Origin of the sequence: uncultured Roseovarius sp. (assembly GCF_963972555.1) — a bacterium.
In the GTDB taxonomy this organism is placed as follows: Bacteria; Pseudomonadota; Alphaproteobacteria; order Rhodobacterales; family Rhodobacteraceae; genus Roseovarius; species Roseovarius mucosus.
The window spans coordinates 127609-147640 of sequence record NZ_CAXAUM010000009.1; the positions used below are offsets into that span (position 1 = coordinate 127609).

15 protein-coding genes are annotated in these 20032 nt (G+C 61.5%); 14 read left to right on the forward strand and 1 reads right to left on the reverse strand.

From position 1 onward, the window contains the following. The first annotated feature begins 84 nt into the window (after window positions 1-84). From AACZ65_RS10960 to AACZ65_RS10980, 5 genes are read left to right on the forward strand one after another with little or no spacing between them, the layout of a single operon-like run. Window positions 85-549, forward strand: coding sequence for a formate dehydrogenase subunit gamma (locus tag AACZ65_RS10960; RefSeq protein ID WP_037270920.1), 465 nt, complete (start codon window positions 85-87; stop codon window positions 547-549). Then, on the forward strand, window positions 546-2054 hold the full coding sequence (locus tag AACZ65_RS10965; protein WP_339670750.1) for an NADH-ubiquinone oxidoreductase-F iron-sulfur binding region domain-containing protein: 1509 nt from the start codon (window positions 546-548) through the stop codon (window positions 2052-2054). The genes AACZ65_RS10960 and AACZ65_RS10965 overlap by 4 nt, the downstream gene beginning before the upstream one ends. Continuing rightward, window positions 2051-4945 (forward strand): formate dehydrogenase subunit alpha, encoded by a 2895-nt coding sequence (fdhF, locus tag AACZ65_RS10970; RefSeq protein ID WP_339670752.1) that lies wholly within the window; start codon window positions 2051-2053, stop codon window positions 4943-4945. The genes AACZ65_RS10965 and fdhF overlap by 4 nt, the downstream gene beginning before the upstream one ends. Before the next feature lie 5 nt (window positions 4946-4950). After that, the gene (gene fdhD / locus AACZ65_RS10975; protein ID WP_339670754.1) at window positions 4951-5772 is read left to right on the forward strand and encodes a formate dehydrogenase accessory sulfurtransferase FdhD; all 822 of its coding nucleotides are present in this window, start codon (window positions 4951-4953) and stop codon (window positions 5770-5772) included. Beyond that, window positions 5762-5986: a formate dehydrogenase subunit delta gene (locus tag AACZ65_RS10980; RefSeq protein ID WP_339670756.1), complete on the forward strand. Its 225-nt coding sequence runs from the start codon at window positions 5762-5764 to the stop codon at window positions 5984-5986. The genes fdhD and AACZ65_RS10980 overlap by 11 nt, the downstream gene beginning before the upstream one ends. A 144-nt stretch (window positions 5987-6130) precedes the next feature. On the opposite strand, the gene AACZ65_RS10985 is transcribed toward AACZ65_RS10980, so the two are convergent. After that, a complete protein-coding gene (locus tag AACZ65_RS10985) occupies window positions 6131-6283 on the reverse strand; it encodes a hypothetical protein (protein ID WP_339670758.1) in 153 nt (50 codons plus the stop codon). Between the two features lie 344 nt (window positions 6284-6627). Between AACZ65_RS10985 and AACZ65_RS10990 the strand changes: the two genes are divergently transcribed. The 9 genes from AACZ65_RS10990 to AACZ65_RS11030 all read left to right on the forward strand — a co-directional run bounded on the left by AACZ65_RS10990 (window position 6628) and on the right by AACZ65_RS11030 (window position 20026). Continuing rightward, window positions 6628-7488 (forward strand): putative selenate ABC transporter substrate-binding protein, encoded by an 861-nt coding sequence (locus tag AACZ65_RS10990; protein WP_339670760.1) that lies wholly within the window; start codon window positions 6628-6630, stop codon window positions 7486-7488. Then, window positions 7485-8147 (forward strand): ATP-binding cassette domain-containing protein, encoded by a 663-nt coding sequence (locus AACZ65_RS10995; RefSeq protein WP_339670762.1) that lies wholly within the window; start codon window positions 7485-7487, stop codon window positions 8145-8147. The genes AACZ65_RS10990 and AACZ65_RS10995 overlap by 4 nt, the downstream gene beginning before the upstream one ends. Then, window positions 8140-9651: an ABC transporter permease gene (locus tag AACZ65_RS11000; protein ID WP_339670764.1), complete on the forward strand. Its 1512-nt coding sequence runs from the start codon at window positions 8140-8142 to the stop codon at window positions 9649-9651. The genes AACZ65_RS10995 and AACZ65_RS11000 overlap by 8 nt, the downstream gene beginning before the upstream one ends. A 168-nt stretch (window positions 9652-9819) precedes the next feature. Continuing rightward, window positions 9820-9945, forward strand: coding sequence for a hypothetical protein (locus AACZ65_RS11005; RefSeq protein WP_339670795.1), 126 nt, complete (start codon window positions 9820-9822; stop codon window positions 9943-9945). 491 nt (window positions 9946-10436) lie between these two features. Next, window positions 10437-11522: a hypothetical protein gene (locus AACZ65_RS11010; protein ID WP_339670766.1), complete on the forward strand. Its 1086-nt coding sequence runs from the start codon at window positions 10437-10439 to the stop codon at window positions 11520-11522. Beyond that, window positions 11519-12823 (forward strand): hypothetical protein, encoded by a 1305-nt coding sequence (locus AACZ65_RS11015; RefSeq protein WP_339670768.1) that lies wholly within the window; start codon window positions 11519-11521, stop codon window positions 12821-12823. The genes AACZ65_RS11010 and AACZ65_RS11015 overlap by 4 nt, the downstream gene beginning before the upstream one ends. Further along, the gene (locus AACZ65_RS11020) at window positions 12820-16653 is read left to right on the forward strand and encodes a hypothetical protein (RefSeq protein ID WP_339670770.1); all 3834 of its coding nucleotides are present in this window, start codon (window positions 12820-12822) and stop codon (window positions 16651-16653) included. The genes AACZ65_RS11015 and AACZ65_RS11020 overlap by 4 nt, the downstream gene beginning before the upstream one ends. After that, entirely contained in the window at window positions 16650-17990 is a 1341-nt protein-coding gene (locus AACZ65_RS11025; RefSeq protein WP_339670772.1) for a hypothetical protein, read from the forward strand. Before AACZ65_RS11020 ends, AACZ65_RS11025 begins: the two co-directional genes overlap by 4 nt. After that, a complete protein-coding gene (locus AACZ65_RS11030; RefSeq protein WP_339670774.1) occupies window positions 17987-20026 on the forward strand; it encodes a hypothetical protein in 2040 nt (679 codons plus the stop codon). Before AACZ65_RS11025 ends, AACZ65_RS11030 begins: the two co-directional genes overlap by 4 nt. The last annotated feature ends 6 nt before the right edge of the window (window positions 20027-20032 follow it).

Genomic DNA, 20032 nt, shown 5'->3' on the forward strand with positions numbered 1-20032 from the left:
TGCCTATCGAGTGACCGTATTGCGATATTGATAGGACATGATAAACTCTGTTTGACTGGCTGCAGCAACCGCGAGAGGCCAGCCATGACAACACCCACCTCGGATGACATCGACGCTATCCTGAAAGAGCATACCCACCTTGAAGGGCCGCTCTTGCCGATACTGCATGCTTTGCAGGAGACGTTCGGATATGTACCGACGCAGGCGCATGCCCCAATCTGTGAAGCGCTGAACATCAGCCGGGCAGAACTGCATGGTGTCATCACCTTTTACCACGATTTCCGAGCCAATCCCGCTGGTCGCCATGTCCTCAGGATTTGCCGGGCCGAAGCCTGTCAAGCGGTGGGTGGGGCCGCGCTGGCCGAGGCGACGCTAAAGAAATTGGGGCTGGACTGGCACGGCACCACCGCCAATGGCGCGGTGACGGTCGAGCCGGTCTATTGCCTTGGCCTCTGTGCCTGCGCCCCTGCGGCGATGCTGGATGATCGTGTGGTTGGCCGGATGGACGGCGTCCGGATGGACGCTCTCTTGGCGGAGGCGGGCGCATGAAGATTTATGTTCCCATGGACAGCGCCGCCAAAGCGCTAGGCGCTGAAGAGGTCGTGGCTGCGATTCGCGCCGCCGCACCTGCGGCCGAGATCATCCGCACCGGCACGCGCGGCATGATCTGGCTGGAGCCGTTGGTGGAAGTTGAGATTGACGGGGTGCGCCATGGCTATGGTCCGGTGACGGTGGGCGATGTCGCGGAGATTCTCGATGGCAGCAGCGCCAAGGCGCTAGGTCCGGTCGAAGACCTTGACTGGATGAAGCGCCAGACCCGCCTTACCTTTGCGCGCGTCGGCGTGATCGATCCTTTGTCGCTCTCGGACTATTCTGCCCATGGCGGGCTGATCGGCCTGCGCCGGGCCATTGGCATGAGTGGGGCCGAGATCGTCGCAGAAGTCACCAATTCGGGCCTGCGCGGCCGAGGTGGCGCAGGCTTTCCCACCGGCATCAAGTGGAAGACGGTGCATGAGGCTGAGGCCCCGCAAAAATACATCGTCTGCAACGCCGATGAGGGCGACAGCGGCACCTTTGCCGACAGGATGATCATGGAGGGCGATCCCTTTACCCTGATCGAAGGCATGGCGATTGCGGGCCTTGGCGTTGGGGCGACGCGCGGTTATGTCTATCTGCGCTCGGAATATCCTGACGCCATCGCGATAATGCGGCGCGCGGTCGAGATCGCGCGCGGGGCAGGCGTGCTTGGTTCGGATGTGCTCGGTTCCGGTCGCGCGTTTCACATGGAAATCCGCGTGGGTGCGGGGGCCTATGTCTGCGGCGAGGAAACGTCACTTTTGAACTCGCTCGAAGGCAAACGCGGCGTTGTACGTGCCAAGCCGCCGCTGCCCGCGCTCGAAGGGTTTCTCGGGCGCCCGACGGTGGTGAACAACGTAATCAGCCTTGCCACCGTGCCGGTGATTTTCGAGAAGGGCGCGCAGACCTATGCCGATTTCGGTCTTGGCCGGTCGCGCGGCACCGTGACCTTGCAAATTGCGGGCAATGTGGCGCGTGGAGGCCTGTTCGAGACGGCCTTTGGCATCACCTTGGGCGAGGTAGTCAATGATCTGGGTGGCGGTACCTTGACCGGCCGCCCGGTCAAGGCGGTGCAGGTGGGCGGACCCTTGGGGGCCTATGTGCCGGTCGGTAATTTCGATGTGCCGCTTGGCTATGAAGAGCTTGACGCCAAGGGCGGGCTCTTGGGTCATGCCGGGCTGGTGGTCTTTGACGATCATGCCGACATGCTGCAAATGGCGCGCTTCGCGATGGAATTCTGCGCGGTGGAAAGCTGTGGAAAGTGCACACCTTGCCGGATCGGCGCGGTGCGCGGAGTCGAGACAATCGACCGCATCGCGGCAGGCGACGGGGCGGCAATTCCGCTTTTGACGGACCTTTGTGAGACGATGAAAGAGGGCTCGCTCTGTGCTCTTGGCGGGTTCACGCCCTTTCCGGTCATGTCCGCGCTCACCCATTTCCCAAATGATTTCGCCACCCAAAAGGAGGCTGCCGAATGAAAGATTTCATCATTCCCAATGACCGCGACATGGGCACGCCCGCCAAGATAGGCGTGCCGGTGACGCTAGAGATTGATGGTGTCGCGGTGATTGTGCCCGAGGGCACATCGGTGTTGCGTGCGGCGGCGGAGGCGGGGATTTCCATCCCCAAACTTTGCGCCTCCGACAATCTCGAAGCCTTCGGTTCGTGCCGCCTCTGCGTTGTGGAAATCGAGGGGCGGCGCGGCACGCCCGCATCCTGCACCACGCCTGTGACGCCGGGCATGGTTGTGCACACCGGGTCGGCCAAGGTGCGCAAGATCCGCCGCGGCGTGATGGAGCTTTACATCTCCGACCACCCGCTTGATTGCCTGACCTGTTCTGCCAATGGCGATTGCGAGTTGCAGGACATGGCGGGCGCGGTCGGCCTGCGCGATGTGCGCTATGAGGCTCCGATAGATGGCGGCATGGTCAATCATTTCGAGGCCCGCAATACGAGCGGCGAGGCCAATCCGGAATGGTTGCCAAAAGACGACAGCAACCCGTATTTCAGCTATGACCCCAGCAAATGCATTGTCTGCAACCGCTGCGTTCGCGCCTGCGAAGAGGTGCAGGGCACCTTTGCGCTGACGATTCAAGGCCGTGGTTTTGAGAGCCGCGTTGCCGCAGGTGGCCCCGCTGACGATTTCCTGAGTTCCGATTGCGTGAGTTGCGGTGCCTGCGTGCAGGCCTGCCCGACTGCGACCTTGCAAGAAAAGTCGATCATCGAAATGGGCACGCCCGATCGGTCGGTCGTGACCACCTGCGCCTATTGCGGTGTGGGCTGCTCTTTCAAGGCAGAGATGAACGGCGACACGCTGGTGCGTATGGTGCCCTACAAACACGGCAAGGCCAATCGCGGGCATAGCTGCGTCAAGGGCCGGTTCGCTTATGGATATGCGCATCACAAGGACCGCATTCTCAAGCCGATGATCCGCGAGCGCATCTCCGATCCCTGGCGTGAGGTCGACTGGGACGAGGCGCTGAACTTTGCCGCCACCCGGATGCGCGGGCTTCAGGAGAAATACGGTAAGAAATCTATCGGCGTGATTACCTCAAGCCGCTGCACCAACGAAGAAACCTACCTGGTGCAGAAACTGGCGCGCGCAGTTTTTGGCAACAACAACACCGATACCTGCGCGCGCGTTTGTCATTCGCCCACGGGCTATGGTCTGGGTCAGACCTTTGGCACAAGTGCTGGCACGCAGGATTTCGATTCTGTTGAGCATACAGATGTGGTTGTGGTGATCGGGGCCAATCCCACGGATGGCCACCCGGTCTTTGCAAGCCGCCTTAAGAAGCGATTGCGCGCGGGCGCGAAGCTGATCGTGATCGACCCGCGGCGGATTGATCTGGTGAAATCGCCGCATATTGCGGCGGCGCATCATCTGCCCCTGCGCCCCGGCACGAATGTCGCCGTGGTCAGCGCCCTTGCGCATGTGATTGTGACCGAGGGGCTGATGGATGAGGAATTCATACGCGAGCGCTGCGATTGGGACGAATTCCAGCATTACGCTGAATTCATCAGCAACCCCCGCCACTCGCCTGAGGCCACAGCGCTGTTGACCGGCGTCGATCCTGCGGAACTGCGCGCCGCTGCTCGTCTTTTTGCCACGGGCGGCAATGGTGCGATCTATTACGGGCTGGGCGTGACCGAACATTCCCAAGGCTCGACGACCGTGATGGGCATCGCCAACCTCGCTATGCTGACCGGCAATATCGGTCGGCCCGGCGTGGGGGTGAACCCGCTGCGCGGCCAGAACAACGTACAGGGGTCGTGTGATATGGGGTCTTTCCCGCATGAACTGCCAGGTTATCGCCATGTCAAAGGCCCTGAGGTGCGCGCAATCTTTGAAGAGGCCTGGGGCGTCCAGATCGACGCGGAACCGGGCCTGCGCATCCCCAACATGCTGGATGCTGCTGTGGATGGCACGTTCAAGGGGCTCTATTGTCAGGGTGAGGACATTCTGCAATCGGACCCTGATACCAAACATGTGGCGGCAGGCCTAGCCGCGATGGAATGCGTGATCGTGCACGATCTCTTCCTGAACGAGACTGCGAATTACGCCCATGTCTTCCTGCCGGGATCAACCTTCCTCGAGAAGGACGGTACTTTCACCAATGCCGAGCGCCGCATCAACCGTGTGCGCAAGGTGATGCCGCCCCTCAATGGCTATGCGGATTGGGAAATCACCCAGATGCTCGCCAATGCCATGGGGGCGGGGTGGAGTTATAGCCATCCAGCGCGGATCATGGAGGAAATCGCCGCCACCACGCCCTCTTTCGCAGGGGTGGACTATGCACTGCTTGAAGAAAGAGGCAGCGTGCAATGGCCCTGCAACAAAGCGCATCCCGAGGGCACGCCGCTGATGCATGTGGACGGGTTTATGCGCGGCAAGGGGCGGTTCATTGTCACCGAATATGTGGCGACAGATGAAAAGACCGGTCCGCGCTTTCCGCTTTTGCTGACCACAGGACGGATCTTGAGCCAGTATAACGTGGGGGCGCAGACCCGGCGCACCGCGAATGTGGTATGGCATGAGGAGGACCTGTTGGAGATCCATCCGCATGATGCCGAGGTGCGGGGCCTGAAGGAGGGTGACTGGGTGCGGCTGGCCAGCCGTGCTGGCGAAACGACCTTGCGTGCCAAGCTGACCGACCGGGTCAGTCCCGGCGTGGTTTACACCACCTTTCACCACCCCGATACGCAAGCCAATGTGATCACCACCGACTATTCGGACTGGGCCACAAATTGCCCAGAATACAAGGTGACAGCGGTGCAAGTCAGCCTGTCGAACGGGCCGACCGACTGGCAAGAGGATTATGCCGCGCAGGCCGCGCAGGCGCGGCGTATCCTGCCAGCGGCAGAGTGACGGCGATGGGCTTTTCTCCCACCCAGAGTCGTCCGGGCCTCTCGGTGCAGGGCGAGGGGGTGCGCCGCATCACCCGTGCTCTGCCCGATGAGGTGCCGGTGGCCTTTGTCTTTGATGGCACGACGCAGGCGGTGATGATGGCGACGCCCGCTGATATTGGCGATTTTGCGCATGGTTTTGCACTGACGGAGGGAATCGTGACCGATCTGGCACAGATCGAAGGCTTCGAGATCGCGGAACACGGCGAGGGCATCGAGGCGCGGTTCTGGCTGCGGGGCGACCGCCAAGAGGCACTTGTGGCGCGGCGGCGCTATATGGCCGGGCCGGTGGGCTGCGGTCTCTGCGGTATCGACAGTCTGGCAGAGGCAGTGCGTCCGGTGCCCTCCGTGGCCCATGCCGCGCCGGTGTTTGCCGCTCAAGAGATTGCCCGCGCGACCGACGCGCTCAGGACGTGCCAACCGTTACATGATCTGACCCGCGCCACACATGCCGCCGGCTTCATTCTCCCCGGCGCTGGCCTGTTTCTGGCGCGCGAAGATGTCGGGCGGCACAATGCGCTCGACAAGCTTATCGGCGCGCTTTGGCAGGCCGGTATTGATCCGGCGAGCGGTGCCATTGTGATGACCAGCCGCCTCTCGGTCGAACTGGTGCAGAAATGCGCCATGGCGGGCTGCGGCATGCTTGCCGCTGTTTCTGCCCCTACCGCCCATGCGCTCCGCTTGGCCGAGGAGGCGGGCATCACCCTTGCCGCCTTTGCGCGCGGCGGCGGCTTCGATCTCTATTCCCATCCCCATCGCATTCCCCATGAGGTTCCCGATGTCGCCTGAGAAAATGGTCCATATGGCCAACCAGATCGCTACTTTCTTCAAAACCCAGCCCGGCACCAATCAAGCCACCCGCGTTGCAGCACATCTGAGTGATTACTGGGAGCCGAGGATGCGTCAGCAATTGCACGATTTCGTGGATGCAGGGGGGGAGGGGCTCGATGCCCTGGTGATCGCCGCCGAGGCTGAAATCGCGCAAAGCCGCGAGAGCAACTGACAGAGAGGAGTTGCACCGGGCTTTGTGCTGGCGTTAAGGCGTGGCATGGGCTCTGGGGGACAGGGTGTGGTTTCCGTCAAGGGCTGCGAGTTTTTGACGGACCGATACTACGTCATCGATCACCATGTCTGTTATCTGCCGATGTCAGAGGGTCGATCGAGGATCGGTCTGGCGCAGGTTGGTATTGACCACAAGCACCTGAGGGGGGTGGTCCACACCCAGCTCGCCGTGCATGGACTGGGCCAGGCCGATCTGCACCTTAGGCAGAAAGTCTAGGAACCGCAGCGTATCGGGCACGCGGTCTGCCTCGTAAAAGTCAGTCAGCGCTGCCTATAGGCGATCTGGCTGCGGCCATCGGCCAGGGCACCTCGATATCAGGCAGGTCGCGCTTGAGCCGCGCAATGGTGGGTCAGTAGTAGGCACAGGGATTTTCTTGCGTCAGTTCGAGCCGACGGAGCGCAGGAAGCCTTGCAGGCGCCGCGTTTTGGCGTTGCGTCCTGCGCGCTTCGCCCCATTCCTAGGATGGTTTTCGCCCTGCGTGAAGCGGACGAGAGACCTGGCCGGGGGCCGATGGTCCCGGACCTGCCTTGTCGCCGCAACTCACTGCGATATAAGAGCGTTTTTGCGAAGAAGAGGATGACATGCGAGTCTTACACAGAATTGGTGCGATCTGCGCCGCTTTGGTGCTGGCCGGAACAGCCAGTGCTCAAACACTATATTTTTCTGCCATTCCAGACGAGGACGAGACCGCGCTGATGACGCGGTTTTCCAAGGTGGCGGATTATCTGGAGCAGGAGTTGGGGGTCGAGGTGGAATTCGTGCCGGTCAAGAGCTATCCGGCTGCGGTGACCGCGTTCCGTAACGATCAGGTGCAGCTTGCGTGGTTCGGCGGGTTGTCGGGCGTGCAGGCACGGCAATTGGTGCCGGGGGCGCGGGCGATCGCGCAGGGGGCCGAGGACCCGACCTTCATCACCTATTTCATCGCCCACAAGGACACCGGATTGGTACCGGATGAGGCGTTTCCGATGGCCGCCGAGGGGATGAGCTTTACCTTCGGGGCCAAAACTTCGACGTCAGGCCGATTGATGCCAGAGTTCAACATCCGGGAGAACACCGGCAAGGCGCCAGAGGATTTCTTTGGTCGTGTCGGGTATTCGGGTGATCACAGCCAGACCCTGCGGTTGGTAGCCTCTGGGGCTTGGCAATTGGGTGCGCTCAATTACGCCGTCTACGACAAGGCGCTGGCCGAGGGTGCCCCCGAGACCGAGAGCGCCAAGGTGATTTGGCAAACGCCGCCTTATCCCGATTACAACTGGACGATCCGGGGCGATGTTGATGCACGCTTTGGCGAAGGCTTCGCGGACAGGGTGCAGGCGGCACTTGTGGGGATGACCGATCCCGACCTGCTGGCGAGTTTCCCGCGCGATGCCTTCATTCCGGCACAGAACTCCGACTTCGAGCCGATCGCCGAGACCGCGCGCGCACTGGGCCTGATGGAGTGAGCCAGGTGCTGTTGGACCGGCAATCGCTGGGCTATGGGGCCGCGCCTATCCTTACGGGGGTGAGCTTTGCGCTCGCCCCCGGTGAGCGCGTGGCACTTTTGGGTTGTAGCGGTGCGGGAAAAACAACGCTTTTGGGCGCGCTCTACGATGCTCTTCTGGCCGAGGGCAACCGGGTGGCACTGGTGCCGCAAGAGCAGGGATTGGTGCCGCAACTGAGTGTGTTGCGCAATGCGCTGATGGGGCGGCTCGACGATCATGGGGCGCTTTACAACCTGACCAACCTTGTGCGCCCGCGCGCGAAGGATCGCGCCGGGGTGGGCGAGGTTCTGAGCACCTTGGGGCTATCTCCGCAAATGGATCGCACGGTCGAGGGGCTGTCGGGCGGTCAGAAACAACGCGTCGCGCTTGCGCGGGCGCTTTGGCGGGGCGGCGATGTCCTGCTGGGGGACGAGCCGGTCTCGGCGCTGGACGAGACCCAAGGTTCCGAGATTCTGAACCATATCGCCGCACGGTTCGACCGTGTGGTGCTGGCACTGCACGATGTCGATCAGGCGCTTGGGTTTGCGACGCGCGTGGTCGGCCTCAAGGATGGGCGCGTGGTCATGGACGCCGCCCCCGCCGAGATTGAGCGCGCGCGGATCGAGGCCCTTTATGCCTGAGCGCCTGAGCCGCCTGCAGGTCACGGCAGGACTGTTTGTTCTGGCGCTGTTGGTGCTCCCCTTCGCCGATCTCACGCTGGCGGGGCACGATCCGCGCGGCGTGCTCTGGCGCATGGTGCAAGGGTTTCTTGCCCCTGATTTCACAGCGGTAGAGCATATCGGCCGTGCCCTAGTGCTGACAGTGATGTTCGCGGTGGCCGGGGTTGCGGCGGGCGGTGTCGCGGGGCTGATCATGGCACCTTTCTACGATCATCCCTGGCTGCGCGCCTTTTGCATCGCGTTGCGATCGGTGCACGAGCTTTTCTGGGCGCTATTGCTGTTGCAGGTGTTGGGCGTCAGTGCGCTGACCGGTGTTCTGGCCATCGCGCTGCCCTATGCCGGTATCTTCGCCAAGGTGTTCGCCGAGCATCTCGAGGAGGCTGATCAGCGCCCCTCCCGCGCCTTGCCAAGGGGGACGGACGGGCTGTCGCGGTTCCTTTATTCCCGTGCGCCGCTGGCGCTGGCGCCGATGCGAATCTATGCGCTCTACCGGCTCGAATGTGGGTTGCGGTCCTCGGCCGTGCTGGGGTTCATCGGCTTGCCGACCCTGGGCTTCCAACTCGACAGTTTTTTTCGTCAGGGCGAGTATGACGCGGCCTCGGCGATCATGATCCTCTATGTGGCGCTTATTGCGTCCATTCGGCTCTGGATGCGCTGGCGGCTGGTGCCGGTCTGGATCTTGGCTGCGGTGGTGGTGCTGACGACGTTGCAAAGCCCACCGATGGGGCAGGGCGCGCTTTGGCGTTTTCTGAGTGAAGACATCGTGCCCGCACCGTTGCGCGATGGCTGGGACGGCGCAGCACTGGCCGAGTGGCTGGGGCACATCCTCTCAGCCGAGGCGCTGCCGGGCCTCATCGCCACCTTGATTTGCGCGCAGATTGCACTGGTGCTGACCGGCGCCGTCGCGTTCTTCAGCTTCGGCTTGATCGTGCCACGGGTGAGCGGGCGCTTCGGTGCGGTTGCGGGTCATTTTATGCTGGTGGTCTTGCGATCTTTTCCCGAATACATGCTGGCTTATCTCTTCGTGCAGGTCTTCGGCCCTTCGATGCTGCCCGCAATCCTTGCCTTGTCGTTGCACAACGGCGCGATCATCGGTCATCTGCTGGGGCGGCAGGCCGAGGCGCTTTGCCCCGAGTTGCGTGCGGATGCGCCGCGAGGTGTCACGCTCTGGGCATGGGAACTGATGCCGCGGCTATACGGTTCGTTTCTGGCGCTTTGCCTTTATCGCTGGGAGATCATCTTGAGGGAAACGGCGGTCATGGGTCTGCTCGGAGTGATGACGCTGGGGTTTTACATCGACAGTGCCATGGCCGAGTTGCGGCTCGACCGTGCGGTCGTTCTGCTGGTCATGGCCGGAGGGTTGACGGCAGCCATCGATTCGATGTCGCGTGCAATTCGGCGACGTCTCGGGACGGGGGCGCTGCGGCGGATGCCGCAAGAGACCTTGCTTGGAGAGCGCGCATGACCTTTGGTCCGAAACGAACAACGGCGGATTTTCTGGTTTTGCATCCGTAGTGCCTCTGATTTCAAAGGGTAAATCAGATCACACGATGCGGATGCTTGCACGCAGCCGATGGTGCCCTTGCGGGGACCGCGATCGCCACAAGGCGGTTTAAAGGTGCCGTAGAGACGTTTGCCCCTGAAGGGCGACCGCGATACCAATTTCATCGAGCGCGATGGCGATGGCACGACGGTCAATCGCTGGCTTTCAACCGGCTTTCATGCCGCTGTGCGACCTAGAATGAAACCGGCTGGTTGACTTGGAAATCAGGGCGCGGTCTGGGCCTTGTTCAAGTCGATAACCAAGCGCGTATTTGACACGTCCCCATCATTCAAGTCACCGAACGTGGAGAGACAACGGCCATGTCAAAACCTCCTGAATTAGAGACAGCGCTACAGTCGCATTCAGGATGGAGACCCTGTTTGACGTTTCAGGCCCGGAGCAGCTGGAGGATGCGGGAGTTGAGGCAGTAGAACACCGTCAAGTGTCGTTACCCCGCAAACAGGCCGCTTGGATGAGCCTGGGAATGGCTGTATCGGTCGCTTCTTTTGGTTGTGCGAATCGGCGCGAAAGACTACTCTAGATTGATAATTTTTCGGCAACTTCCGGTTTTTTTGGGGGGTAACTGCGCTTTCACAATGAAGACTTTCCCGTAAATACGTGAATTTTGCAGTCCCCTGCCATTTGCAGGCATGGGGTTAATGTTACGAAGAATAATACATAGTCAGACAGCCACAGCAGCTGTTCGCATGATCGCGGTGCTTGCCGCGATGGTGCTGACAACGATCTGGTCAGATCGGGCGATGGCGCAGGCCTTTTGTGGGCCGTCGATCACCGCTTGCGATCTCCAACAGGATCAGCTGTGCCTCGAACGGGTGCTGGCCTGTGGAGAGTACGACACGATCATCGCGACTCTTTTCGCAGAGGATGTCGCGCCGAGTCTGGACCAGAAATTTGCTCTCGGCGCGGCGTATTTTGGCAACCATGTTCGCGCAAGGGCGACGGGCGTGCAGTGCCGGGCCGTCGTGAAAGGGCGTGAATGGCTGCGTGATTACCTAGGCACGGTGGACACCGAGTTCAGGCAAAGCGCCAGTTTTGGCACCTTGGCGCAGATGCGCCAGATTTACCACGCGACGCAAATGCTGGGCGAACTCGACCAGGTGGGCGGCTGCCCGGAAAGTGCGCTGACCCGGGCAAGGGTGCAGGCCATCGCAGCGGCGGAGGCGACGCAGTTCGCAAGGGCGATCTTTCTGACGCCACCTGATGCCGTGGCCGATGTCATGGGTACCCTCAACATCGCGCTGCGGACCTTCGTGTCCCAAGCCTCGGATCTGGAGACAGGGATCGCATTGCGCCGGATCGAAATCGAGGCGGCAGGCCGAGTGCTGGGCAATGTGCGCGGCCTTTTCGATGAGGTGTTCGGCGGGGTGTCTGGCGAGGGCGCGGCGTTGCGTGTCGATAGCGCGGTTCTGGAGCAGCTCATGGCCGATGGACGCCCAAGGCTACGCCGGGTGGAGAACCGTGAGGATGCTTTTCGGGTGGCGCTAGGGGGATTCGGGCCTGCGGATTATGCGGAGGTCAGGACCGAGACGGTACGCACGGCGCAGGGATTCCTGAAAGAATCTGCGTTTCACATCAACATGATCGGAGTGCTGATGCCGACCGATCCGGCGCGGCCGTTTCCACAGCTTGAGGGAATATTAGGTGCGGACAGCCCCGCCAATGCAGCGCGCGATGCGCTGTCGTTGATCCGGGCGGATTGGCGGGCGTTGGGGGATGCGAATGGCAATTGCATGCTGCCAAACGCCACGGAACGGGTGTGGTACTGCAGATGAGACAGCTTTTGTGGATCACGCTCTTAGGAAGCCTTTCGGCGCCGGTGGAGGCGCAGAACGCGGTGCTAGACCGTGCCTATGGCATCAACAAGCTCGACGGGTTCTGGCGGGCGACGTTGGGACGCGAAGCGCCTGACACGGCCGCGTTCGCGATGTTTGAAACTGCGGCAGCTGTGCCCGAGCCGGTGCGCGAGCCGGCAGTTGATTTCGGCGTGCCGATCATTGGCGAGGTGGTTGGAGAGACCGCTCCCGGCACGGGTGGCCAAGGGGCCAGGCTGGCCTTTCCGGTGATCCCCTTAAGAGAGGAAGAGGCGGGGCCGCTGATGCGGCGGCTGGCCTGGGCAGAACTCTATCTGACGCGTGTGGGTTATTACGCGGAGGACCAAGAGGACCCATCGGAGATGGTGGCGGCGCTGGCAGCAAGGCAGAAGGCGGCGGCGCTCGAGGCTTATCTCATCACTGCGCGTCTCTACTTTGCAGCGCCGGATCTGACTGAGAAATGCACAAGACTTACCCGGATGGCGGCGCTCGAGGACAGCGCGCTGGACACGGGCGTGGAGGTCACACCGGCAGAGGGCTGGGCGGTGCTGGAGCCGTTGAGAGCGGCGGCGGCGGAGCGGCTGGGGGGATCGGCGCTTTCCGATCTGGTCTGCGCGTTCGAGCCGGTGCGGGGACGGGCCGAAACCGTTCGGCTGATCGAGGTGCAGGTAAGGGAACGGATCGCACTGGAGGCGCGGGCAAAGGTGGAGGACAGCCTGACGCTGCTCAACGCTGCGGCAGAAGAATTTCAGAGCCTCGTCAACGCGATGGACGTAGAGATCCTGACCGCGGAGATCCTCGAATTGGAGCGTGTTTTCGGCAATGCGGCGGCGAATATCCGTTTGGTGCAGAACGACCAGTTGAAGGCTGAAGAGACCATTTCAGAGCTTGAGGCAGTGGACCTTTCGGCTTTGAACCAGCCGGGCGAGATGTCGGAATACCAGGCGGCTCAGGGTCAGATGGCGGCGATGGTCGCGCTCATGGACGGAGTGCTGACGGAGCTGGCAGCGCTGGCCGAACTACGACCGGATGACGGATTGGCGGATTGCAGGGGACTCGGGTCAGTCTATGACGCGTTGGATATGAACCGCGATTCCTTCGTATTGACGACCGAAATCGAAGGACCTTATGTCGCCTGCCTCGCCCGCGCCCGGGCGTTGGTGGAAGCGGGCACCACCCCAAGCCTTGAGACAGAATTGATGGCCGAACTTGCCCGGCATGTCGGCCAGATCAGCGCCAATTTGCTGGAGGAATTGCAATGATCCGGCGCTTCTTCCTGATCCTTGTCCTGGCTCTCGCCGCCGCCCTGCCGGGGCGGGGGGCAGAGGCGCAGCAATGCCTCGACGTGTCGGCGGAGGAGGCGCAGCTGCACGCGGCCGAACTGGTCACTTTGCTCCAGATCGCCACGTTCCGGGGTGACCTGAAATATATGTCAGACGTGGCGCCGGAGTTGGAATCCTATCTTGATAGCTGCGGGTCCGATCCAGGCGGGCGGCTGGCGCAGGTCTGTGGGTTTGACTGCCATCTGCAACTGGCGCGCTACCGACTTTTTCTGGCCTCTGACCTGCCATTCCTTTCCACCGCAGGTGTTCTGAGCCGCGATAGCACGCTGCTGTCGCCACAGAACGCGCAACAACATGCGGAAGACGGGATTGCAGTGGTCGAAAGGGGGCTGAAACTTCTTGCCCGGCAACAAGGGAGTGGTGAGGAGGAAGACGCGTTTCGCACCTATACGCGGCAGCTCGTGGGGCTGAGCAGCGTCAAGATCAGGCTGCGCATGACCGTGGGCGATACGTGGTACCAGACGATGAGCGAAGCGCGCGTCAAATCGTTGGGTTTTGCCGTCAGCGAGGCGTTAGAGGTAATCCCGGGCGCGGCGCTGGAGGATCAGCCAAACCTGCACAAGGCGCACACGCAATATGAGTTTGCGCTCTGGACCCTGATCGAGACCAAGACCGACATCCCTGCGGAACAGTCCTATGATGATCTGCGCGCCGATCTCGCGATCCTCGAAGGCGAATTGCAGGCAAGAATGGAGAGCCTGCGGCGGGGGATGATCTTTCTCAATATCGACCCGGTGGCGTTTACCACGATCCCCTTCGAGGAACTGCAACAGGCGCTCGACCGGACAAAACGCGATCTGGAGGCGGTCGAGGCGCGGATGGAGGCCATTGTGCGCGAATGGTCGGCTGCTTCCGAGGGGCAGGCGACGCGCGCCATTGATGAACGCCGCGTGGTACGGGGGCAAAAGGTCAATCTTCTTGCGCACCAGATCGGCAAACTGGAAACCGAGGCGCAGATTCTGACCGGCGAAGTGCAGCAAGAGATAAGCGCGCTGGACGCGGAGCTGGACACGTTCAGCCGACGGCAACAAATCAGAAATCTGGAGATCGCGCTGTCCACCAAAATTGCGGAATTTGAGAACCGCCGCCAGCAATTGCAGGAGCGTCAGGCGCTCGATCTTATCGCGATTACAAAGGAAGCAGAGATCGAGCGACGAGCGGAACTGCGTTGGATGCTGAGTTTCGAGATGACGCGAATGAACCTCGATCTACAGGTGTCGTCGCTGGAAAGTCAGATCGGGGAGTATGACCGGCAGCTGGCGCGCAACCGGACGCAGTTGGAAACGTTGGCGCGGCAGCGGGCGATTTTGGAAACGCGGATTGTCGATGCGCAGAATTCCATCGAGGGCGCGCAGCAACGGATCGAACGGATCGACCTGACACAGGTGGAGGTGCACGCGCTGCGCCGTAGTGTGATCCGGGAGGACATTTGCGGCGTTGAAAACCAGCTCGCCTTCATTGGTGAAACGCTGGACTCGCCCTTTACCCCCGCTTTGCCAGGCGAGGAACCCTGCGACGTGGTCAGCCCGTCTTTCACTCGTGTGGAATACCAAGAAACGATGTGCGGCACTGACAGCGAGCCGGGACTGCGAGCCAAGCTTAACGATGCTAGGATTCTTGGCCGAGCCTTCGTGCTGAAATGTGTGATCGGCGACCCGGTGGAACTGGCCGAGCTTGAGCCGATGGCTGAGGCCTCGACCCTGATCGACAGCGGGATGAGCCTTGAGGACGAGCTGGACACCGTGTCTTGCAATGGCTTTTCGCAAACCGAGGTGGATTTCGCCAAGGGCATCTATGACGCCGAAAAGGCGCTGTTGGAGAAACAGCGGTTTGGGCTGGAGCAACAACGCGACAAGGTGAACGAGCAGCTTGATTTCGTGTCGGGCTGGGCGAGTGATTTTCAGAACACGATCCTGGGCCTGCAGACTGGTTTGGCCGTCGTGCAAGGTGCCTATGCGGCACTTGCCGGGGTGCCGGAAACCACGGTTGCCGCTGCCGGCATGGCGAGCGGCGTCTACACCACGATCAAGGTGGACAAGCCCGCCTATGCGGTGATGGAAGCCGCGCGCGTGGCGCTCAATACCGCGCTGGCATTCGGCAAGATCAACATCCAGACCGAAAGTCAGGTCCGTGCCTTTGCCACGCAGCTGACCAATATCCGTGAGGCAAATGAGCGGATCGATTTCGAGAAGGCCGTGAAGGCACTGGCGCTTCATCGCGCACATTTCCAGTTGGCCGGGAAGCGGGCCGAGGGGCTGCAGGCCATCAAGGACCTGGAGCTTCAGGGCTCGATGGCTGCGGTGGATTGCGACAATGCCCAGCTTGGCATTGATGAACAGGTCGCAAGGCTCACGGCGCAGCACACCCGGATGTTGGCGACGATGGAGTTGCAGGCGGAGGAAAATGCGCTTCTGGATTTCGATCGGTTGCAGCAGGAGGGGCTCATCGAGCGGTATTTCAACGAAATCGACATTCTGCGGCTTGAGTTGGAAAAGCTGGCGCTGAACGAGGCGCAACTGACTGAGGATAACGCGCAGCTGGGCGCGCTTGTGGGTGCCGCTCAGGGACGGATCAATCGGATCGAGTTGACCCGTGCGACAGTCGAGGGGTTGGCCGAGGAAAGCCAGCAGGTGACAACAGTGATTGCCGAACTGCGGCAGAGACAAGCTGATCAACAGTTGGCGATTTCCAATTCCGAACTGGCCTTTGTCGAGGCACGCATTCGTGGCGAAGAGGGCAATACCGAGCAATTGGTGAACGCACTTCAGGGTTCCATTGAGCTTGTGGGCCAGCGGGCAGAGCTCAAGGCGCAGATCGAGCAGGTGCAGGCGGATATGCTGGGGCAGGTGGCCGAGCAGCGCGAGCAGATGGTCAACCTTGCCAGTGAGATCGACGATCCGGACGAGCGCAGGCAGCTCTTCATCGCGAGCCAAGAGACGCTGAGCGAACTCTTGCGTGGGATTCCCGATTACATCTCGGCCAAGCGAACCAGCCTGACCACGGCGAACCGGCTGCTACACCTGATGCGTCAACGGTATTCATTGGTGTTGGGCATCACCGGTCGACGCGAGGATTACCCGCTGACCTACGTCAAGGATGCGGCGCAATTGACGGCACTGGTCTCAGAGATCGAAGGGCAGAGGTTCTTTGACGAAACCGAGATCCCGATCGAGGTGGCGCGTGTGGTGGTGCCGTCGCAATCGGGATTCGTCAAGAAACTTGCGCTCGACGAGGAAGTGACCTTTGAAATCTCGCCCTTTGCAGGCAGTGACGACGCCATGCGCGAAGCCGGGTTCTTTGTTATCTGGGACGACAAGTTTCGCGAACGCAAGACGATGACGCTGATCGATGTGCTGATCGGGGCGCAATACACATGCACCGGTGCGCAGTGGAATACCTATACGCTGAGACATCTGGGGTCCGGCACGGTGTTCCGACCGCTGGCCGAAGGATCCCCCGTGACGGTGCCGGAACGGATCATCGGGCCAAGCAGGGGGGGCCAGCACACCTTCTACAACATGGCCGCAAACGAGGCCGATCTGAACAGGGTACTGAGCTACTGGCAGTTCAACCGCTTTGCCGCGCGGAAGTTCCCGCGCATGCCCGGGCCGCCGAACGATCAGGACGCGATTCTGCCGTTCCTCGGCGCGCCAGTTTACGGGACCTACAAGCTGGCCGTGAACCCATCCGATTGCCCGTTTGAAGGCGCGGTTTTCACGCTTCTCTTTCTGTTTGCGAGCACGCCATGAGCCGGATTGCCCCCCTGACGGCCCTGGCCGTTTTGATCGCTGCACCAGTTGCCGAGGCAAGGGATACCGCACGCAATTCGATCGACGACTATGTGATCGAACGTGCCGTGATTGAGGCACCGAATTGTGAGGGTCCTGCGTTTGACGATGTGCGGATCGAGGCGTTTGAAAAAGGCGTCTGTCAGTTCCATCAGCCCGCCCGGTCGGGAGCACAGCTGGACCGCGTCCTGAAGCTTCTCAACCGGGCGCAGGTGCAGGGATTGCCGGTGGTGCATCAGCAATTGGCGGGGTTGCTGACCGGGCTGGCGCATTGCGCGAATGCAGAACGCCACCTCGAGACTTTTCGTGGATCAGGCAATGCCGACCTGACCGCGCGGGACAATTTCTGCGCTGCGAGGATGCAGAGTCAGGCCGAGTTGAACGCGATGCGCTGGGACTTTGCGCTCTTTGACTATGCCGAGGATCTAAGCGTGCCCAATACGCTGGACACGCGGCTGGGCGAAATGGCTTCGTGCTATTCCGGCGTCCTTGCGCCTGGGTTCGACGCGGAATGCGGGCTGATCACCAACATCACGGAAACCGAGCTGAACGTTTTTGTCGATGAAGCCACTGACGCCGTTGTCCAGACCTATTTCACCGGCGTCGAAAGCCCCATCACGGCCATGTTCCAACGCAAGCGCGAGCGTGCCGAAGGCGTGCTCGAAATGGCGGAGGCGTCAATCGAGGGGCTCAAGGACGGCGCATCTGCGGTGAATGCGGAATACACGGCCTACCTCAGCGCCTACGAGACAGAGCGTGACGCCAAGATGACGCCAATCTACGAGAATTACCGCGAAAGCATCCTGCGGGCGACGGCCATCCTTGATGAGTTCAACCGCTGGAAAGAAGGGCTCTTCATGACCAGCGACAACGTCAACTTGTTACCCAAGATCGTGGAACGAGGCGTGGAACTGACCGAAGAACTGGCCCGCGTCGAGACCGATGATTATGCGGCCCGGGCGGGAAAACTGGTGAACGATGTGCGCGCGGTCGTGCAGTCCGAGGAAGAGCATCGGGCGCTGATAGGCCAGCTTTGCCGCGTGTATTTCTGCGAACTTGCCAGCCGCCGCCGGATGATTGCGACCCAGCATGTCTGCCGCCAGCCTGCGCTGACCAATAATCCCCTCTGCCTGAATGCGCAGGGCCAGATGAAGAGCGGCGATTTACAAGTGAACTTTGACGGCGAGCAGAGGATCGGAGTTGCCGATTTCTGCCGCGCTGCAGGGATTGACGATGTGTTCCTGACAGTGGGCTTGTCGCCGTCGACGGCCCTGACCTGCATGGGCCAGATGCCATGAGACGGGGGATGCTCATCATGCTGCTCGGCCTTGTGGCAGGTGCCGCGCGGGCAGAGGAGCCGGCGCTAGCGCGATATGTGACCGACGACAATGTGGATGTTTACGTGGCGCTTTTTGACGGGCAGGCGGTGGAACTTGCCGGTTGCGCAAACGAGGGCGCAGCGAGAGCGCTGATCGAGATGCCGAATGACCGGCCCATTTCGGACCGAACGCAGGTCGATCTGACGGACAGCGCGGCACTTGGCGCTCATCCCTCTATTCCCTGCAACCCGCCGCCTTTGGCCGAGGCCGCCTGGCCCGAGACCGTACCGATTTGGGCCGATCTGGCGGCGAACGGGCGTTATCTGCTGGCCGCGCCGAACGGGGCGGGGTTCTACGCGTTGGATGCGAAATGCGAGGCGATCAAGACCGCTTTGAGCATTCGCAAACGCACACAAGGCCCTGGGTTTCAAGGCTTCGGCCAGCCTGATCCACTTGAGCTACGTTTGACGATCAATTGCGGGCCGGGGGCGGATGCTGAGGGCCCGCTGATCACCGATCCCGAGAGCGGTGAAGAGGGCTGGACCTTGCATAGTGCAGAGCTTTTCATGAGCGAGGCGGGGCTGCCCGATACGCTCTTGGTTGCCAGCGCTCCGATGGGCGAGGGACGGGGATACTTGCCAATCCGGAGACTCGATGGGGTCGAGATTGCGCCCGTCTTCCTCGAAGGTGGCGCGAGGTTGGAGGCCGCAAAAACCGCATTGCGGGAGCTCTTTTCGGTGCCAGAAGATGCCGAGGTGTCGCCGTTGGGTTTCGAGGCGCTGGAGGCGGTGCAATCGGCGCTCTTTGCCGACATTTGCACGATGGATTGTGATGGATATGACCACGCGCATGGCTTCTTTGCCGTTCCGGGGATTGACGTCGCGCTCAGCTTTGAGGGCGTGGAACAGACGCCTGCCGCGCTAGACATTCTGGGACGAGACCTGTCTGGCCTGCGTTTTGGTGACGGGCGGGCGCTGTGGCTGCAGGGCTGTGCAGCGGTGGCCAGTGCTCTGGGTATCGTTCCGGGCGAGGGCGATTGGAAATTCATGGTCCGAGCGGCACACTCGGGGTCCAGTCAGGCCGAGGCGATGCGTTGTAGCGCGGCACGCGCGGCGACCTGCATTCGGGTGATCGGGCCAGACCTGCCGCTGGTGCCGGAAGTATTCGAGGCCAGCGGATCCTGTGTTGGCAAGACGCGGCTCGTTGTGCGTCTGCCCGAGGCGGTAACAGCGACAGCACCATTACTGATCGACGCTGAACAGGGTTTTGCCGAGGTCGAGATTGCCCCGATGCCGGGGCTTGAGCGGGCTGTCTTGACGGTTCCCGCGGACGCTTCCGGGGCGGCGTCGCCCTGCCTTTTGTCCTCGCCTCGGGTGATGATCCATGGCCGAGGCGATCTCAGGTTGATGCTGCGCGACGTCACGCTCCGACGGCGCGTGGCAGAGGTGCCACAAGAGGCGATCGGACTACATGTCGATACCGGCACACTGGTCACCGATGGGGTGATCATGGTGGCCGATGGCGATGCCGGGCTGCCGCCGGAACGCGGAATTTCACTCTGTTCCGGCGAATATTTCGCGCGCGCAACGCGGGTTCAGGCGGGCACCATCGCGGTGCAGGGGTCCAACAGTCGGCTGGCGATCAGTGGGGCACCGGGCGCGCCAACAACGCTGGGATCGACAAGGTATGCGATTTCGGTCTCTGCCAAGACGGAAATGATTTTGAGCAATGTAACACTGACCGGCCGGGTGGGCGCGTCGCTTTTCAATGCGAGCCTCGACGCCACGAACGTGAGGCTGGTCAGTACCGATGCGCAAAGCGGGTCATCCACAGCGCTGCAGTTCCGCGGCATCTCGGAGGCGCAGCTGATGCAATCGACGGCGCAGGGATTTGCCTGTGTCGGCACATTTTGGACCGCGGGCAGCGCAGCCGTATTCACTCTGCCTGGTAACGATCTGGTCGCGGATAATACCCGACCCTCCTGCGGAGCGGGAGTCGTTCAGATCATTGAATAGAATGAA

Excerpts from the sequence above, each read along its gene's own strand:
- AACZ65_RS10960 (WP_037270920.1), top strand. The coding sequence starts at position 85 with ATGACAACACCCACCTCGGATGACATCGACGCTATCCTGAAAGAGCAT.
- AACZ65_RS11030 (WP_339670774.1), top strand. The coding sequence starts at position 17,987 with ATGAGACGGGGGATGCTCATCATGCTGCTCGGCCTTGTGGCAGGTGCC.
- AACZ65_RS10980 (WP_339670756.1), top strand. The coding sequence starts at position 5,762 with ATGTCGCCTGAGAAAATGGTCCATATGGCCAACCAGATCGCTACTTTC.
- AACZ65_RS11010 (WP_339670766.1), top strand. The coding sequence starts at position 10,437 with ATGATCGCGGTGCTTGCCGCGATGGTGCTGACAACGATCTGGTCAGAT.
- AACZ65_RS11000 (WP_339670764.1), top strand. The coding sequence starts at position 8,140 with ATGCCTGAGCGCCTGAGCCGCCTGCAGGTCACGGCAGGACTGTTTGTT.
- fdhF (WP_339670752.1), top strand. The coding sequence starts at position 2,051 with ATGAAAGATTTCATCATTCCCAATGACCGCGACATGGGCACGCCCGCC.
- AACZ65_RS10990 (WP_339670760.1), top strand. The coding sequence starts at position 6,628 with ATGCGAGTCTTACACAGAATTGGTGCGATCTGCGCCGCTTTGGTGCTG.
- AACZ65_RS11015 (WP_339670768.1), top strand. The coding sequence starts at position 11,519 with ATGAGACAGCTTTTGTGGATCACGCTCTTAGGAAGCCTTTCGGCGCCG.
- fdhD (WP_339670754.1), top strand. The coding sequence starts at position 4,951 with ATGGGCTTTTCTCCCACCCAGAGTCGTCCGGGCCTCTCGGTGCAGGGC.
- AACZ65_RS11025 (WP_339670772.1), top strand. The coding sequence starts at position 16,650 with ATGAGCCGGATTGCCCCCCTGACGGCCCTGGCCGTTTTGATCGCTGCA.
- AACZ65_RS10965 (WP_339670750.1), top strand. The coding sequence starts at position 546 with ATGAAGATTTATGTTCCCATGGACAGCGCCGCCAAAGCGCTAGGCGCT.
- AACZ65_RS11020 (WP_339670770.1), top strand. The coding sequence starts at position 12,820 with ATGATCCGGCGCTTCTTCCTGATCCTTGTCCTGGCTCTCGCCGCCGCC.